This is a genomic window from Pseudomonas entomophila L48, from assembly GCF_000026105.1.
Lineage (GTDB): Bacteria > Pseudomonadota > Gammaproteobacteria > Pseudomonadales > Pseudomonadaceae > Aquipseudomonas > Aquipseudomonas entomophila.
Genome location: NC_008027.1, coordinates 5421083 through 5436942, shown reverse-complemented (window position 1 = coordinate 5436942; position 15860 = coordinate 5421083). Strand labels below are relative to the sequence as shown.

Here is a 15860-nt window from a genome sequence, read left to right as displayed (position 1 = left end):
CATGGCGTTCGACCTTGCCGCGCGGCTGGCCGAACGGCGCGCCGCCGACCTTTACCGGCAACGGCCACTGCTGCAAAGCCCGCAGGGGCCGCAGGTGGTGGTCGATGGCCAGCCGCTGCTGGCGTTCTGCAGCAACGACTACCTGGGGCTGGCCAACCACCCCGATGTGATCCAGGCCTGGCGCGCTGGCGCCGAGCGCTGGGGCGTCGGCGGCGGTGCCTCGCACCTGGTGATCGGCCACAGCACCCCGCACCACCAGGTCGAGGAGGCGCTTGCCGAGCTCACCGGGCGCCCGCGTGCGCTGCTGTTCTCCACCGGCTACATGGCCAACCTGGGTGCCATCACTGCGCTGGTGGGGCAGGGCGACACGGTGCTGCAGGACCGCCTCAACCATGCTTCGCTGCTGGACGGTGGCCTGCTCAGCGGCGCCCGCTTCAGCCGTTACCTGCACAACGATCCCGCGAGCCTCGCCAGCCGCCTGGAAAAGGCCACCGGCAATACATTGGTGGTCACCGATGGCGTGTTCAGCATGGATGGTGATTGCGCCAACCTGCCCGCGCTGGCTGACGTGGCGCGGGCCCGTGGCGCCTGGCTGATGGTCGACGACGCCCATGGCCTGGGCACGCTGGGCGCCAACGGCGGCGGTTTGCTGGAGCAGTTTGGCCTGGGCGTCGACGACGTGCCGGTGCTGATTGGCACCCTGGGCAAGGCCTGTGGCACTTCCGGTGCCTTCGTCGTCGGCAGCGAGGAGTTGATCGAAGCGCTGGTGCAATTCGCACGGCCCTATATTTACACCACCAGCCAGCCGCCTGCGCTGGCCTGCGCGACGCTCAAGGCGCTGGAGCTGCTGCGCAAGGACACCTGGCGACGGGAGCATCTGGCTGCGTTGATTCGCCAGTTCCGCGAGGGCGCACGGCAGATCGGCCTGACCCTGATGGACAGTCACACGGCGATCCAGCCGATTCTGATCGGCGATGCCGGGCGCGCCATGGCGCTGTCGCGCAAACTGCGCGAGCGCGGCTTGCTGGTTACCGCGATCCGTCCACCTACCGTGCCTGTTGGTAGCGCACGCTTGCGTGTAACCCTGAGCGCGGCTCACAGCGAGGCCCAGGTCCAGCTATTGTTGAATGCATTGGCCGAGTGTTATCCACAGCTGGAGTCTGCCGATGCGTAACCGACTGATCCTCCTGCCCGGCTGGGGGCTGGGCACCGCATCCCTGGAGCCGTTGGCCGCCAGCCTGCGAGCCCAGGATTCACGCCTGCAGGTCGAGCTGATGCCGCTGCCGGAGCTGGCCGACAGCGATGTACAGGCCTGGGTCGATCATCTCGACCGCAAATTGCCCACCGATGTGTGGCTGGGCGGCTGGTCACTGGGCGGCATGCTCGCCAGCCTGCTGGCGCACAAGCGTGGCGATCACTGCTGCGGCTTGCTGACCCTGGCCAGCAATCCTTGCTTCGTGGCCCGTCCCGATTGGCCCCACGGCATGGCGCCGGATACCTTCGGTACCTTCCTCGATGGCTGCCGCAGCCACACCCAAGTCACCCTGAAGCGCTTTCGCACCCTGTGCAGCGACGGCGCCCTGCAGCCGCGCACCTTGTTGCGCCAGCTCGGCGTGGGGGTGCCGGACACCGACCCGTTGTACCTGGCTACCGGCCTCGAAGTACTGGCCAAGCTGGACACCCGCGCCGCGCTGGAGCAATACGGCGGCCCGCAGCTTCATCTGTTCGCCGGCAGCGACGCATTGGTGCCGGCCGATGCGGCCAAGGCCCTGAGCGACCTGTTGCCGGACGTGGAAGTCGGCCTGGTCGAAGACAGTTCCCACGCCTTCCTGCTGGAATATCCACAGGAGCTGGCGGCGGGCATCAAGAGTTTCCTGCATGAGAGTGGCGATGACTGACCTTTCCCACCCAACCCTGCCCGGCGCCCTGCCGGACAAGCGCCAGGTGGCGGCTTCGTTCTCCCGCGCGGCGGCCAGCTACGACAGTGTCGCGGCCCTGCAGCGCGCGGTCGGTGTTGCCTTGCTGGACAAGCTGCCCGACGGCCTGGCGCCTGCGCGCTGGCTCGACATGGGCAGTGGCACCGGGCATTTCAGCCGGGTGCTGGCCGAGCGTTTCAAAAGCGCGAACGGTGTGGCCCTGGACATCGCCGAGGGCATGCTGCGCCATGCCCGCGAGCAGGGTGGCGCGCGCCACCATGTGGCCGGCGATGCCGAACGCCTGCCGTTGCGTGACGCCAGTGTCGACCTGCTGTTCAGCAGCCTGGCGGTGCAGTGGTGCGGCCAGTTCGCCAGCGTGCTGGATGAGGCGCGGCGGGTACTGCGTCCAGGTGGTGTCCTGGCATTCAGCAGCCTGTGCGTGGGCACGCTGGAAGAGTTGCGCGCCAGCTGGCAGGCCGTGGACGGCATGGTTCACGTCAACCGCTTCCGTCGTTTCGAGGACTACCAGCGGCTGTGCGCAGAAAGCGACATGCAGATGCTCGACCTGGAGCGGCGTGCCCATGTCCTTCACTACCCCGACGTACGCAGCCTGACCCATGAACTCAAGGCGCTGGGCGCCCACAACCTCAACCCGGGGCGCCCTTCCGGGCTCACCGGCCGGGCGCGGATGCAGGGCCTGTTGCAGGCCTACGAACAGTTCCGTCAGCCGCAGGGCCTGCCGGCCACCTACCAGGTGGTCTATGGTGTGTTGCGCAAACCCATGGCGCAGGAGCAGTAGCATGAGCCAGGCCTATTTCATCGCCGGCACCGACACCGACGTGGGCAAGACCACCATCGCCGCCGGCCTGCTGCACGCGGCGCGGCAATTGGGCATGAGCACGCTGGCGGCCAAGCCCGTGGCTTCCGGCTGCACGGTTTCCGGCAAGGGGCTGCGTAACAGCGATGCCCTGGCGTTGATCGACGAGAGTTCGATCAAGCTCCCTTACGAAAGGGTCAACCCATTCGCGTTCGAGCCGGCCATCGCCCCACACGTGGCGGCACGTGAAGCGGGCGTGGCATTGAGCGTGGCGACCTTGCGCGAAGCCATGCAGCATGTGCTCGACCAAGAGGCCGACTTCACGCTGATCGAGGGGGCGGGCGGATGGCGCGTGCCGCTTTCCGATACGGCCAACCTTTCGGACCTGGCCGTTGCCTTGAAGTTGCCGGTGATCCTGGTGGTCGGCGTGCGCCTTGGTTGTATCAACCATGCTTTGCTCAGTGCAGAGGCCATTGCCCGGGATGGGCTGCAGCTGGCCGGTTGGGTGGCGAACATCGTCGATCCGCGCACATCGCGCCTGGAAGAGAACCTCTCCAGCCTGGCCGAGCGCTTGCCGGCGCCGTGCCTCGGGCGTGTCCCCTGGCTCAAGCAGGCGGGCGCGGATGCGGTGGCCGAGCACTTGCAACTGGACTTGCTGGACTAGTGTGGCCTGATTTGGCGCGACCTCTGTAGGAGCGGCTTTAGCCGCGATCACCCGCAAAGCGGGTGCCAGGCACCGCGTCGCCTGCATCGCGGCTAAAGCCGCTCCTACGGGTCCCTGCTCGACAGCACAGACAAGTCAAAATCACCGGGCTCTATTGGATGGCACTAGGCTATTAGTGATTTAAACGGGCCTTTTGCCTGATGTGCTGCTTTAATAAGGCCTGTTCACTATCCAGCGTCACGGAGTCCTGACATGGAAATCAATGCAAGCTCCGCCTTCTATGCGGGCCTTGGTGCCATCCAGGCCGGGCAGAGCCGCGTCGACCAGGCCGCCCAGCAGATCGCCAGCGGCGCGGTCGAGCGCGGCGAGGAAAGCGGCCAGTCCAGCCAATTCCAGGCCGAACGCCTGCGCGGCGTCGATCGCAGCCAGCAGTTGGACCTGGCCACCAGCACCGTGCAACTGGCGCTGGGCAAGCACGAGGTCGAACTGGGCGTGAAAGTCGCCAAGGCTTCGGACGAAATGCTCGGTCGTTTCATCGATACGTACGCCTGATACGCTGAATCACCTCCGGCTGCACCCTCGCGGGGCAAGCCCGCTTCCATGCCCCGCCTTGCGGCGATTGCGTGGGAGCGGGCTTGCCCCGCGATGCTTTCAGGTGGGCGTGGCATAAATGCCATGTTCGGCGACCGAAATGACACTATTGTGCCTTCTTGACATTGAGGCCACCTAAACGTAAGTTTCAAACAACTGTTTGACCGAAAGCCGCCAAGAGCTGGTCGGTATCCGCGGTCTCCCCACCGAACTCATCACAGAGGTTCATCGCAATGCCTGATTACAAAGCCCCCTTGCGTGATATCCGCTTCGTCCGCGACGAGCTGCTCGGCTATGAGGCGCACTATCAGAGCCTGCCGGGCTGCCAGGACGCGACGCCGGACATGGTCAACGCGATCCTGGAAGAAGGCGCGAAATTCTGTGAGCAGGTGCTGGCACCGCTGAACCGCGTCGGCGACCTGGAAGGCTGCACCTGGAGCGAATCGGGCGTGAAGACCCCGACCGGCTTCAAGCAAGCCTACGAGCAATTCGTCGAAGGTGGCTGGCCGAGCCTGGCCCATGACGTCGCCCATGGCGGCCAGGGCCTGCCCGAGTCGCTGGGCCTTACGCTCAGCGAAATGGTCGGCGAGTCGAACTGGTCGTGGGGCATGTACCCAGGCCTGTCCCATGGCGCGATGAACACCATCTCCGAGCACGGCACCCCCGAGCAGCAAGAGACCTACCTGACCAAGCTGGTCTCCGGCGAGTGGACCGGCACCATGTGCCTGACCGAGCCGCACTGCGGCACCGACCTCGGCATGCTGCGCACCAAGGCCGAACCCCAGGCCGACGGCAGCTACAAGGTATCCGGCACCAAGATCTTCATCTCGGCCGGTGAGCACGACATGGCCGACAACATCGTCCATATCGTCCTGGCCCGCCTGCCCGACGCACCGGCCGGTACCAAGGGTATCTCGCTGTTCATCGTGCCGAAGTTCCTGCCAAACGCCGAAGGCGGCGTGGGCGAGCGCAACGGTGTGAGCTGCGGCTCCCTCGAACACAAGATGGGCATCCACGGCAACGCCACCTGCGTGATGAACTTCGACGCTGCCACCGGCTACCTGATCGGCCCGGCCAACAAGGGCCTGAACTGCATGTTCACCTTCATGAACACTGCGCGCCTGGGTACTGCCCTGCAGGGTCTGGCCCACGCCGAAGTGGCGTTCCAGGGTGGCTTGAAGTACGCCCGTGACCGCCTGCAGATGCGCTCCCTGACTGGCCCGAAAGCGCCGGAAAAGGCCGCCGACCCGATCATCGTCCACCCGGACGTGCGTCGCATGCTGCTGACCATGAAGGCCTTCGCCGAAGGCAACCGCGCGATGGTCTACTTCACCGCCAAGCAAGTGGATATCGTCAAGTACAGCCAGGACGAGGAAGAGCGCAAGAAGGCCGACGCCCTGCTGGCCTTCCTCACCCCGATCGCCAAGGCGTTCATGACCGAAGTTGGCTTCGAGGCCGCCAACCACGGCGTGCAGATCTACGGTGGCCACGGCTTCATCGCTGAGTGGGGCATGGAGCAGAACGTACGCGACAGCCGTATCTCGATGTTGTACGAAGGCACCACCGGTATCCAGGCCCTCGACCTGCTCGGCCGTAAAGTGCTGATGACCCAGGGCGAGGCGCTCAAGGGCTTCACCAAGATCGTCCACAAGTTCTGCCAGGGGCAGGAAGGCAACGCCGCCACCAAAGAGTTCGTCGAGCCTCTGGCGGCGATCAACAAGGAGTGGGGCGAACTGACCATGAAGATCGGCATGGCCGCCATGAAGGACCGCGAGGAAGTGGGTGCCGCTTCGGTGGACTACCTGATGTACTCCGGCTATGCGTGCCTGGCCTACTTCTGGGCCGACATCGCCCGCCTGGCCGCCGAGAAACTGGCTGCCGGCACCAGCGAAGAGGCGTTCTACACCGCCAAGCTGCAGACTGCGCGCTTCTACTTCCAGCGCATCCTGCCGCGCACCCGCTCGCATGTGGCGGCGATCCTGTCCGGCGCCGACAACCTGATGGCGATGAAGGAAGAAGACTTCGGTCTGTCCATCTAAGCCCGCCGGTTGTACGAAAAACCGCCTGCCCTCACCGGCAGGCGGTTTTTTTTTGCTCCCTGTAGGAGCGGCTTCAGCCGCGATGATGGCGCTGGGTTCACCGACGCATTCGCGGATGAATCCGCTCCTACAGGGATCGTGCAAACATGAAGAATCCGACCGGGTGTCGCATCCAGTAACGAGAAAGTCTCAAGCTCCGCCACTGATCTGCCGTTAAAGCGGGCATCTGTATTCATCTATTCATGTGCACTGCCGATGAAGTAGGGGCACAATGCCATTATTGATCTGCCGGGTCGGAGATTACCCTTGTTTCGTCTATCCGCTGTACGCGCGAGCCATTTCCTGCCTTCGCTGATTCTGTTGCTGGCAGGGCTTGCGGCAGCTTATGTGAGAGATCTCAGCGTCTTCTTCACATCGCTGTTCAACGTTCTCCCAACCTTGGTGCTGCTGTTGGGGGGCGCCTACTGCGCCGTGTACCGCCGCCAGCGTGAGCTGTTCTTGATGGTCGCGGTGTATATCGCCTACTTCCTGCTCGACACCCAGACCGACTACTACCGTGACAATGGCCGGGTGCGCGAGGACGCGGCGGTGATCTTCCACCTGGTCTGCCTGCTGTTGCCTGCGTTGTTCGGCCTGTACGCCGCCTGGCAGGAGCGCACCCACCTGGCCCAGGACATGCTCGCCCGCTTTGCCGTGCTGTTCGCCGTCGGCAGCGTGGCGGTTGCCCTGGAGCAGAGTTTCCCCGAGGCGCTGCTGGGCTGGCTGGCGGAAATTCGCTGGCCATCGCTGCACGGGCAGTGGATGAGCCTGATCCAGCTGGCCTACCCGCTGTTCCTGGCAGTGTTCATCCTGCTGGTGGTGCAGTACCTGCGTGAACCCAGGCCGCTGCACGCGGCGCAGGTCATCGGTTTGATCGGCATCTTCTGGATGCTGCCCAAGACCTTCATCCTGCCCTTCACCCTCAACATCATGTGCAGCCAGGTGATGCTGATGATCGCCGCGGCGGTTTCCCACGAGGCCTACCAGATGGCCTTCCGCGACGAGCTGACCGGCTTGCCGGGGCGCCGTGCGTTGAACGAGCGCATGCAGCGGCTGGGGCGCAACTATGTGATCGCCATGACCGACGTCGACCACTTCAAGAAATTCAACGACACCCACGGCCACGATGTCGGCGACCAGGTGTTGCGGTTGGTCGCCAGCCGTTTGTCCAAGGTCACCGGAGGTGGGCGCGCCTACCGCTATGGCGGCGAAGAGTTCGCCCTGGTGTTCGCCGGCAAGACCGCCGAGGAATGCCTGCCTCACCTGGAAGCGGTACGCGAGATGATCGCCAACTACGCTATCCAGCTACGGGACCAGAACAGCCGCCCCAATGATGACTCTGCCGGCCGTCAGCGCCGAGGGGGCGGGGCCAGCAGCACGGTATCGGTGACCATCAGCATCGGTGTCGCCGAGCGTCAGGCCGATCACCGCAACCCCGACGAAGTGCTCAAGTCCGCCGACCAGGCGCTCTACAGCGCCAAGGGCGCGGGGCGCAACTGTGTGATGACCTTCGGTCAGCAATCACGGCGTGGTGCCGTTCGCATGGCGTGACCATCGTCGACCATTCAGTCGCATGATGACCCTATGTCTCGTAAAAGTTGTTCGGTTACACTGCGTTCATCCCAGTGCCGCGGCCCCGACGGGCCGCCCCGACCCCGATAGCGAGAGGTTGTCATGGCTGAATATAAAGCGCCCCTGCGTGACATGGGCTTCGTCCTCAATGAAGTTTTCAACGTGGCCGAGCTCTGGTCGCAGCTGCCCGCCCTGGCCGAAGTGGTCGACGCGGACACCGCCATGGCGGTGCTTGAGGAAGCCGGCAAGGTCACTGGCAAGACCATCGCTCCGCTGAGCCGCGCCGCCGATGAAGAGGGCTGCCATTGGGACAACGGTGCGGTACGCACCCCGGCAGGCTTCATTGACGCCTACAAGACCTATGCCGAAGGCGGCTGGGTCGGTGTTGGCGGCGATCCGCTGTTGGGTGGTATGGGCATGCCCAAGGTGATCTCGGCCCAGGTCGAGGAGATGGTCAACGCCTCGAGCCTGGCCTTCGGCCTGTACCCGATGCTGACCGCCGGCGCCTGCCTGTCGATCAACGCCCACGCCAGCGAAGCGCTCAAGGAACAGTACCTGCCGAACATGTACGCGGGTGTCTGGGCGGGCTCCATGTGCCTCACCGAGCCCCATGCCGGCACCGACCTGGGGATCATCCGCACCAAGGCCGAACCGCAGGCCGATGGCAGCTACAAGGTCAGCGGCACCAAGATCTTCATCACCGGCGGCGAGCACGACCTCACCGAGAACATCATCCACCTGGTGCTGGCCAAGTTGCCGGACGCCCCGGCGGGTCCGAAAGGCATCTCGCTGTTCCTGGTGCCCAAGTTCCTGGTCAACGAAGACGGCAGTCTCGGCGCGCGCAACCCGGCCACGTGCGGCTCGATCGAGCACAAGATGGGCATCCAGGGCTCGGCCACCTGCGTGATGAACTTCGACGAAGCGGTCGGCTACATCGTCGGTGAGCCGAACAAAGGCCTGGCGGCCATGTTCACCATGATGAACTACGAACGTCTTGGCGTTGGCATCCAGGGCCTGGCTTCGGCCGAGCGCTCCTACCAGAACGCCGTTGAGTACGCCCGCGACCGTCTGCAAAGCCGCGCCCCGACCGGCCCGCAGGCCAAAGACAAGGTAGCCGATCCGATCATCGTCCACCCGGACGTTCGCCGCATGCTGCTGACCATGAAGGCACTGACCGAAGGCGGTCGCGCGTTCTCCACCTATGTGGCGATGCAGCTCGACAGCGCCAAGTACAGCGAAGACGCCGCGACCCGCAAGCGCAGCGAGGAGCTGGTGGCACTGCTGACCCCGGTGGCCAAGGCGTTCCTCACCGACCTGGGCCTGGAGTGCACGGTGCACGGCCAGCAGGTGTTCGGTGGCCATGGTTATATCCGTGAATGGGGCCAGGAGCAGTTGGTGCGCGACGTGCGCATCACCCAGATCTACGAAGGCACCAACGGCATCCAGGCACTGGACCTGATGGGCCGCAAGGTGGTGGCCAGCGGTGGTGCCTACTACCAGCTGTTTGCCGACGAAATCCGCCAGTTCATCGCCAGTGCGGGTGGCGAACTGGGTGAGTTCACCAAACCATTGGCGGCGTCCCTCGACCAGCTCGACGAACTGACGGCCTGGGTGTTGGACAAGGCCAAGGGCAACCCCAACGAGATCGGCGCCGCGTCGGTCGAGTACCTGCATGCGTTCGGTTATGTCGCCTATGCCTACATGTGGGCACTGATGGCGCGTGCCGCCCAGGCGGGCGAGGGCGATACCGATTTCTATGGCGCCAAGCTGGGGACCGCGCGCTTCTACTTCGCGCGCTTGCTGCCGCGGGTTCATTCGCTTGTGGCATCGGTGAAGGCGGGGAGCGAATCGCTCTACCTGCTGGATGCCGCGCAGTTCTGAGTCGGGCCCGTTCGCCGGCAAAGCCGGCTCCTACAGGGACTGTGCCGAACCTGTAGGAGCCGGCCTTGCCGGCGAACCTCGGTAGCCTGGTCTTCATGTAAAGACGGGTGTAATCCATAGAAGGGGCTGCGATGCAGCCCCTTGTCGTTTCCTACGTTTGGAGAGGTCATTTCGTGTAAGCATTCTCCTACACGACGTGGTGACTTTTCTCCTCTTTCCTAAGATTGGATCCACGGTTACTCTTTCTTACATGGACGGAGCGCAGGAAGCGCAATGGACAGAACAGGGACACCGTAGGATTTCCTGCCAGGATGGCGGGGTGAAATGGAAGTCACAGGGAAACAGTCTGGAAAACCCCGCTTCGGCGGGGTTTTCTTTGTGCGCGTGTTTCAGCCAAGCACATCCAGTGGCGACACGCCCAACTGACGTGCGTCGGTCTCTTCCTCCAGCAGGGTGCGCAGCAGCTCGACCGAGGCCTGCTGGCGCTGGGCATCGCGAAACACCAGGCCGACCTTCAGCGGAACCCGCGGCTCGCTCAGCGGTTTCCACAGCAATGCCTGGTCATCCTCCGCGGCATCCTTGGCCCGCCCGGGCAGGATGGTTGCCAGCGCAGTGTGCGCCAGGCTGTCGAGAATCCCCGCCATGTTGTTCATCTCCGCCTGCACCTGTGGTCTGCGCCCCAGGTTGGCCAGCTGTGCCTTCCAGATCTGGCGGATCTGGAATTCCTCTCCCAGCATCAGCATCGGCAGTTCCGCCGCCTGGCGGATCGAGACTTTCTTGAAGTCTTTCAACGGGTGGGTGCTAGGGATGACCAACTGCAGTTCGTCCTCGTACAGCAGCAAACCATGCAGACCAGGTTGACGCGGCGGCAGGTAGCTGATGCCGATGTCCAGGCTTCCGTTGAGCAGGCGCCGCTCGATCTCCAGCCCCGACAGTTCGTAGATCTGCACCACCAGATGCGGCTGCGCCCGGCGCACACGCTCCAGCAATTGCGGCACCAGGCTAGGCCTCACGGTCTGCAGTACGCCGATGGCCAGGGTGCGCAGCGACTGGCCCTTGAAGTTGCGCATGGCTTCGTGGGCCCGTTGCAGGCCATCGAGCAAGGGCAGGGCATGGTTATACAGGGTATGGGCGGCCAGGGTGGGTAGCAGGCGTTTGTTGCTGCGCTCGAACAGGTTCAGGTCGAGGCTGTGCTCGAGCTGGCGGATCTGCTGCGAAAGGGCCGGTTGGGACAACGAGAGGCGCTCGGCGGCGCGGCCCACATGGCCTTCTTCATAGACCGCGACGAAATAGCGCAGTTGGCGGAAATCCATAAGTAACACTTATCAAAAAAGCTGGAAAATCGGAATGGCCCCAGCGTGCCTTGGCGCCTAGTCTATCGCCGTATTCCAGAGGGTTACAGCGATCATCGCGAAGATTGTTACCCCGGATGAAAAACACTTTTGATAGGCAAGGCAGAATATTCGTTACCCGGCGCCAGACCGGGCCTTGACTGCTCACGACCGTGAAAGGCTGGAACCCCGATGAACCTGTTCAACCTGCGCCGCCCGGCCCCTGCGCCCGCAGAGCCAACGCGTGCACCGGCCGCCGAGCCGGCCCCGGCGCAGACCGCCCGCAAGCGCTTGATGCCCAGCAGCGAACATGCGCCACAGGTGTTCGTGCGTGGTCAGGGTTCCTGGTTGTGGGACAGCGAAGGGCATGCCTACCTGGACTTCACCCAAGGCTGCGCGGTCAACAGCCTTGGCCACAGCCCGAGCGTGTTGGTCAAGGCGCTGGCTGACCAGGCCCAGGCGTTGATCAACCCTGGCACGGGCTTGCACAGCAGTGGCCTGCTGAGCCTGGTCGACCGGCTGTGCCAGAGCACCGCCAGCGACCAGGCCTACCTGCTCAACAGCGGCGCCGAGGCCTGCGAAGGGGCAATCAAGCTGGCGCGCAAATGGGGCCAGCTGCACCGTAATGGTGCCTACCACATCATCACCGCCAGCCAGGGCTGCCATGGCCGTAGCCTGGGGGCGTTGTCGGCTTCCGATCCGCTGCCGTGCAACCGCTGCGAACCCGGCATGCCAGGGTTCAGCAAGGTGCCGTTCAACGACCTGGCGGCGCTGCATGCCGAGGTCGATTCGCGCACCGTGGCGATCATGCTCGAGCCGATCCAGGGCGAGGCCGGGGTGATCCCGGCGACCCGCGACTACCTCCAGGGTGTCGAACGGCTGTGCCGTGAGCTGGGCATCCTGCTGATCCTCGATGAGGTGCAGACCGGTATCGGGCGCTGCGGCGCGCTGCTGGCGGAAGAAACCTACGGCGTACGCGCCGACATCATCACCTTGGGCAAGGGCCTGGGTGGCGGCGTGCCCTTGGCCGCGCTGCTGGCCCGGGGTAGTGCCTGCTGCGCCGAGCCGGGGGAACTGGAGGGCAGCCACCACGGCAACGCATTGATGAGCGCGGCCGGCCTGGCCGTGTTACGCACGGTGCTGGAGCCCGGCTTCCTCGAGCAGGTGCAGGACAGCGGTCGTCATCTGCGTGATGGCCTCAGCCGCCTGGCCGGGCGCTATGGCCAGGGTGAGGTGCGTGGCCAGGGCCTGTTGTGGGCGATGCAGTTGCAGGCGGCCGAGGCCGCTGAGCTGGTCGAGGCGGCGCGGCAGGAAGGCTTGCTGCTCAACGCCCCGCAGGCCGATGTGCTGCGTTTCTCGCCAGCGCTGACCGTTAGCAAGGGCAACATCGACGAGATGTTGGTACGCCTGGCTCGCGCCTTCGCCCGCTTGCATGCCCGGCAGCAGGGCCGCCGCGAGGTGTCGGCCTGAACGTCCGCCCCGGCAAACCGAATTTCAACGAACCGTCTCGCGTTTCTGCGCATCGCCCCTGGCCTGCAGTATTTGGCCCGGGGCGTTTTTTTGCCTGGCGTGCGGCGGTGGAACCTCTGCGCTGGGTGGCGGGTCTGTGTTGAAACCCTTCAAGGAGCGCAGCCCATGGACTTCATCCGCATCATCATCGCCATCATCCTGCCGCCGCTGGGGGTGTTCCTCCAGGTCGGGTTCGGTGGGGCGTTCTGGCTGAACATCCTGCTGACCCTGCTGGGCTATATCCCAGGGATCGTCCATGCGGTGTACATCATCGCCAAGCGTTGAGCCGAGGCCGGCCTCAGCGGCTGGCCACCTTCGGCTTGTATGCGCAGTAGCCTGGCCGCGGCCCGATCTTCGGGTGATTGCGGCAGGTGTCCGGGCGCTTGTCATAAATGGTGCACAGGCGGCTCTTGCGGTCCAGATAGAGGCAGTCGTCGTTGCTCATCCGGGTCAGGGTGAAGATCCCCGACTTCTGGTTGAAGCGCTCGATGATGCCGTCCTTCTGCAGGCGCTTGGCGATGTTCTTCGGTGGCTCGTCTTTCTCGAACTCGTCCACCACGCCAATGCGGATCAGATCCTTGATCTTCACCTCCACCGGCAGGGTGCAGCAGGTCGAGTGGCAGCCGCCGCACATGTGGCTGGCATAGCGCTGCCAGGTCTCCAGGCGGTCGACTTCGGCGGCGGCGATCAGGGTCGGTTTCATGGTTACGGTTTTATTCTTGCTAGGGAATCACGGTTTTGGGGCGCGCGATCATACCGGAGTTGTTCAATTTGTGAACAACCTTTTGCCGGGTTTGCCTGCGGTCGATGAAAACCGCGAACCGTCGCTGTCGCTCCGTGTCAGAGCGTCTAGGCTGAACACTCTCCCTGCGCTTTCGCCCATTTGCCCGAGGATGCCCCATGTCCCAGGAAACCGAAGCCCGTGACGAAAAGGACCATAGTGCAGAGGTGGCGGCCTTTCGCGCCGCCGTGCTGGCCAAGCTGACCTACGCGGTCGGCAAGGACCCGGAGCACGCCTTCGACCACGACTGGTTCGAAGCCATCGCCCTGGCGGCCCGCGATCACATGGTCGATCACTGGATGGACCACACCCGGCGGGCCTACCGACGCAGCCAGAAGCGCGTCTACTACCTCTCCCTCGAATTTCTCATTGGCCGCTTGCTGTACGACAGCCTGAGCAACCTCGGCTACCTGGAGATTGCCCGCGAGGCCCTGCAAGGGCTGGACGTGGACCTTGAGCGCATCCGCCTGCTCGAGCCCGACGCGGCGCTGGGCAACGGCGGCCTGGGTCGGTTGGCGGCGTGCTTCATGGAGAGCATGTCGACCCTGGGCATCGCTGCCCACGGCTATGGGATCCGCTACGAGCACGGCCTGTTCCGCCAGGCGGTGGTCGATGGCTGGCAGCAGGAGCAGACCGAGAACTGGCTGGATTTCGGCAACCCCTGGGAGTTCGAGCGGGCCGAGGTGATCTACCCGATCAGCTTTGGTGGCAGTGTCGAGACCGTGACTGAGGCGGGCGGCCAGCAACGCCAGGTCTGGTGGCCAGGCGAGACGGTGCGGGCGGTGGCCTACGACACGCCGGTGGTCGGCTGGCGTGGGGCCAGCGTCAACACCCTGCGCCTGTGGCGTGCGCGGGCCCTGGAAGAGCTGCACCTGGAGCGATTCAACGCCGGCGATCACCTGGGGGCGGTGGCTGAAGTGGCCCGGGCCGAAAGCATCTCGCGGGTGCTGTATCCGGCCGACAGTACCGAGGCCGGTCAGGAACTGCGCCTGCGCCAGGAGTATTTCTTCGTCTCTGCCTCGTTGCAGGATCTGCTGCGCCGTCACCTGAACATGCACGAAACCCTGCTGAGCCTGCCGGATGCCGCCGCGATCCAGCTCAATGACACGCACCCGTCGATCGCCGTTGCAGAGCTGATGCGGCTGCTGGTCGACCAGCATGAGATTCCCTGGGACAAGGCCTGGGAGCTGACTGTCGGCACCCTGGCCTACACCAACCACACTCTGCTGCCCGAGGCCCTGGAAACCTGGCCGGTGGCGTTGATGGAGCGCATGCTGCCGCGGCACATGCAGATCATCTACCTGATCAACGCTTATCACATCGATTCGCTGCGGGCCAAAGGCCTGCACGACTTCGACGTGCTGCGCGCGGTGTCGCTGATCGAGGAGGACAATGGCCGGCGGGTGCGCATGGGCAACCTGGCCTTCCTGGGTTCGCACAGCGTCAACGGTGTGTCGGCGCTGCACAGCAAGCTGATGAAGAGCACGGTGTTCGCCGAACTGCACAAGCTCTACCCGCAGCGGATCAACAACAAGACCAACGGCATCACCTTCCGCCGTTGGCTGTACCAGGCCAACCCGCCGCTTACCGCCATGCTGATCGAAGCGCTGGGCCCGCAGGTGCTGGACGACCCGGAAGGCAGGCTCAAGGCGCTGGTGCCGTTCGCCGACAAGGCCACCTTCCGCACGCAGTTCGCCGCCCAGCGCCTGCACAGCAAGCGCGCGCTGGCCAGCATCATCCAGGATCGTCTTGGGGTGACGGTCAACCCCGAGGCGTTGTTCGACGTGCAGGTCAAGCGAATCCACGAGTACAAGCGCCAGTTGCTCAACCTGCTGCACACCGTGGCGCTGTACCAGGCCATCCGCAACGACCCCGGCATCGACTGGGTGCCGCGGGTGAAAATCTTTGCCGGCAAGGCCGCGGCCAGTTATCACCAGGCCAAGCTGATCATCAAGCTGGCCAACGACATCGCCCGGGTGGTCAACAACGACCCGACCGTGCGCGGCTTGCTCAAGGTGGTGTTCCTGCCCAACTACAACGTCAGCCTGGCCGAAAGCATCATCCCGGCGGCGGACCTGTCCGAGCAGATTTCCACCGCCGGCTACGAGGCGTCCGGCACCAGCAACATGAAGTTCGGCCTTAATGGCGCGCTGACCATCGGCACCCTCGATGGCGCCAACGTTGAGATGTGCGAGCAGGTGGGCGCGGAGAACATGTTCATCTTCGGCCTGACCGCCCAGCAGGTGGAGGCACGCAAGCGCAGCGGCGATTTCGGCGCCGCCGCGGCGATCGCCGCCTCGCGCCGGCTGGGGGATGTGCTGCAGGCGATCCGCAGCGGGGTGTTCTCGCCGGACGATCCGGCGCGCTATGCCGGTTTGATCGACGGGCTGATCGCCTATGACCGCTTCCTGGTGTGCGCCGACTTCGACGCCTACTGGGATGCCCAGCGCCGGGTCGAGGAGTTGTGGCATGCGCCACAGGACTGGTGGCGCATGGCGGTGCTGAATACGGCGCGGATGGGCTGGTTCTCGTCGGACCGGACCATTCGCGAGTATGCGACCGAGATCTGGAAGGCGTTGGATTGAGCCGGCGAACCGCCACTACACAAGGCCCAAGCCGACCACTGACCGGCCTCTGGCTGAACTCAACCCCGCCCGACGAGTCTCTTTGCTCGCTAGCGCTGCACTCTCCCTGTAAACTGCGGGGGTTTTTCTCCCCCT

The 15860-nt window shown here is 64.5% G+C and carries 13 protein-coding genes; 11 read left to right on the top strand and 2 right to left on the bottom strand.

Annotated features, from left to right (window positions below; all coding sequences use genetic code 11):
* Position 1: 1 nt before the first annotated feature.
* The 8 genes from bioF to PSEEN_RS23640 all read left to right on the top strand — a co-directional run bounded on the left by bioF (position 2) and on the right by PSEEN_RS23640 (position 9519).
* Positions 2-1174 carry an 8-amino-7-oxononanoate synthase gene (gene bioF / locus PSEEN_RS23675; protein WP_011536108.1) on the top strand — a complete coding sequence of 391 codons (1173 nt, stop codon included), beginning with the start codon at positions 2-4 and terminating at the stop codon, positions 1172-1174.
* On the top strand, positions 1167-1898 hold the full coding sequence (locus tag PSEEN_RS23670) for an alpha/beta fold hydrolase (RefSeq protein ID WP_011536107.1): 732 nt from the start codon (positions 1167-1169) through the stop codon (positions 1896-1898). The genes bioF and PSEEN_RS23670 overlap by 8 nt, the downstream gene beginning before the upstream one ends.
* Positions 1891-2715: a malonyl-ACP O-methyltransferase BioC gene (gene bioC, locus PSEEN_RS23665; RefSeq protein WP_044488531.1), complete on the top strand. Its 825-nt coding sequence runs from the start codon at positions 1891-1893 to the stop codon at positions 2713-2715. The genes PSEEN_RS23670 and bioC overlap by 8 nt, the downstream gene beginning before the upstream one ends.
* A gap of 1 nt (position 2716) precedes the next feature.
* Complete coding sequence (gene bioD / locus PSEEN_RS23660; protein WP_011536105.1) at positions 2717-3397, top strand: dethiobiotin synthase; 681 nt, start codon at positions 2717-2719, stop codon at positions 3395-3397.
* Positions 3398-3649: 252 nt separating this feature from the next.
* Positions 3650-3949 (top strand): hypothetical protein, encoded by a 300-nt coding sequence (locus tag PSEEN_RS23655; RefSeq protein WP_011536104.1) that lies wholly within the window; start codon positions 3650-3652, stop codon positions 3947-3949.
* 272 nt (positions 3950-4221) lie between these two features.
* Positions 4222-6027, top strand: a complete 1806-nt coding sequence (locus tag PSEEN_RS23650; RefSeq protein WP_011536103.1) for a phenylacyl-CoA dehydrogenase — start codon at positions 4222-4224, stop codon at positions 6025-6027.
* 306 nt (positions 6028-6333) lie between these two features.
* On the top strand, positions 6334-7617 hold the full coding sequence (locus PSEEN_RS23645; protein ID WP_044488527.1) for a GGDEF domain-containing protein: 1284 nt from the start codon (positions 6334-6336) through the stop codon (positions 7615-7617).
* Positions 7618-7740: 123 nt separating this feature from the next.
* The gene (locus PSEEN_RS23640) at positions 7741-9519 is read left to right on the top strand and encodes an acyl-CoA dehydrogenase C-terminal domain-containing protein (RefSeq protein ID WP_011536101.1); all 1779 of its coding nucleotides are present in this window, start codon (positions 7741-7743) and stop codon (positions 9517-9519) included.
* Positions 9520-9908: 389 nt separating this feature from the next.
* Here the strand turns inward: PSEEN_RS23640 and PSEEN_RS23635 are convergent, their stop codons facing one another.
* Positions 9909-10832, bottom strand: coding sequence for a LysR family transcriptional regulator (locus PSEEN_RS23635; protein ID WP_011536100.1), 924 nt, complete (start codon positions 10830-10832; stop codon positions 9909-9911).
* 210 nt (positions 10833-11042) lie between these two features.
* On the opposite strand from PSEEN_RS23635, the gene PSEEN_RS23630 reads away from it, so the two are divergent.
* Together PSEEN_RS23630 and PSEEN_RS26400 are read left to right on the top strand one after the other, a co-directional pair.
* Positions 11043-12320: an aspartate aminotransferase family protein gene (locus PSEEN_RS23630; protein WP_011536099.1), complete on the top strand. Its 1278-nt coding sequence runs from the start codon at positions 11043-11045 to the stop codon at positions 12318-12320.
* 165 nt (positions 12321-12485) lie between these two features.
* A complete protein-coding gene (locus tag PSEEN_RS26400) occupies positions 12486-12644 on the top strand; it encodes a YqaE/Pmp3 family membrane protein (protein WP_009681539.1) in 159 nt (52 codons plus the stop codon).
* A 13-nt stretch (positions 12645-12657) separates the two neighbouring features.
* On the opposite strand, the gene PSEEN_RS23620 is transcribed toward PSEEN_RS26400, so the two are convergent.
* Positions 12658-13062: a YkgJ family cysteine cluster protein gene (locus PSEEN_RS23620; protein ID WP_011536098.1), complete on the bottom strand. Its 405-nt coding sequence runs from the start codon at positions 13060-13062 to the stop codon at positions 12658-12660.
* Between the two features lie 197 nt (positions 13063-13259).
* Between PSEEN_RS23620 and PSEEN_RS23615 the strand changes: the two genes are divergently transcribed.
* Positions 13260-15725, top strand: coding sequence for a glycogen/starch/alpha-glucan phosphorylase (locus PSEEN_RS23615; RefSeq protein ID WP_011536097.1), 2466 nt, complete (start codon positions 13260-13262; stop codon positions 15723-15725).
* Positions 15726-15860: the final 135 nt, after the last annotated feature.

Bases quoted from the DNA above. Each gene is read 5' to 3' on its own strand.
- bioF (WP_011536108.1), top strand. From the start codon at position 2: ATGGCGTTCGACCTTGCCGCGCGGCTGGCCGAACGGCGCGCCGCCGAC.
- PSEEN_RS23670 (WP_011536107.1), top strand. From the start codon at position 1,167: ATGCGTAACCGACTGATCCTCCTGCCCGGCTGGGGGCTGGGCACCGCA.
- bioC (WP_044488531.1), top strand. From the start codon at position 1,891: ATGACTGACCTTTCCCACCCAACCCTGCCCGGCGCCCTGCCGGACAAG.
- bioD (WP_011536105.1), top strand. From the start codon at position 2,717: ATGAGCCAGGCCTATTTCATCGCCGGCACCGACACCGACGTGGGCAAG.
- PSEEN_RS23655 (WP_011536104.1), top strand. From the start codon at position 3,650: ATGGAAATCAATGCAAGCTCCGCCTTCTATGCGGGCCTTGGTGCCATC.
- PSEEN_RS23650 (WP_011536103.1), top strand. From the start codon at position 4,222: ATGCCTGATTACAAAGCCCCCTTGCGTGATATCCGCTTCGTCCGCGAC.
- PSEEN_RS23640 (WP_011536101.1), top strand. From the start codon at position 7,741: ATGGCTGAATATAAAGCGCCCCTGCGTGACATGGGCTTCGTCCTCAAT.
- PSEEN_RS23635 (WP_011536100.1), bottom strand. From the start codon at position 10,832: ATGGATTTCCGCCAACTGCGCTATTTCGTCGCGGTCTATGAAGAAGGC.
- PSEEN_RS23630 (WP_011536099.1), top strand. From the start codon at position 11,043: ATGAACCTGTTCAACCTGCGCCGCCCGGCCCCTGCGCCCGCAGAGCCA.
- PSEEN_RS26400 (WP_009681539.1), top strand. From the start codon at position 12,486: ATGGACTTCATCCGCATCATCATCGCCATCATCCTGCCGCCGCTGGGG.
- PSEEN_RS23620 (WP_011536098.1), bottom strand. From the start codon at position 13,062: ATGAAACCGACCCTGATCGCCGCCGCCGAAGTCGACCGCCTGGAGACC.
- PSEEN_RS23615 (WP_011536097.1), top strand. From the start codon at position 13,260: ATGTCCCAGGAAACCGAAGCCCGTGACGAAAAGGACCATAGTGCAGAG.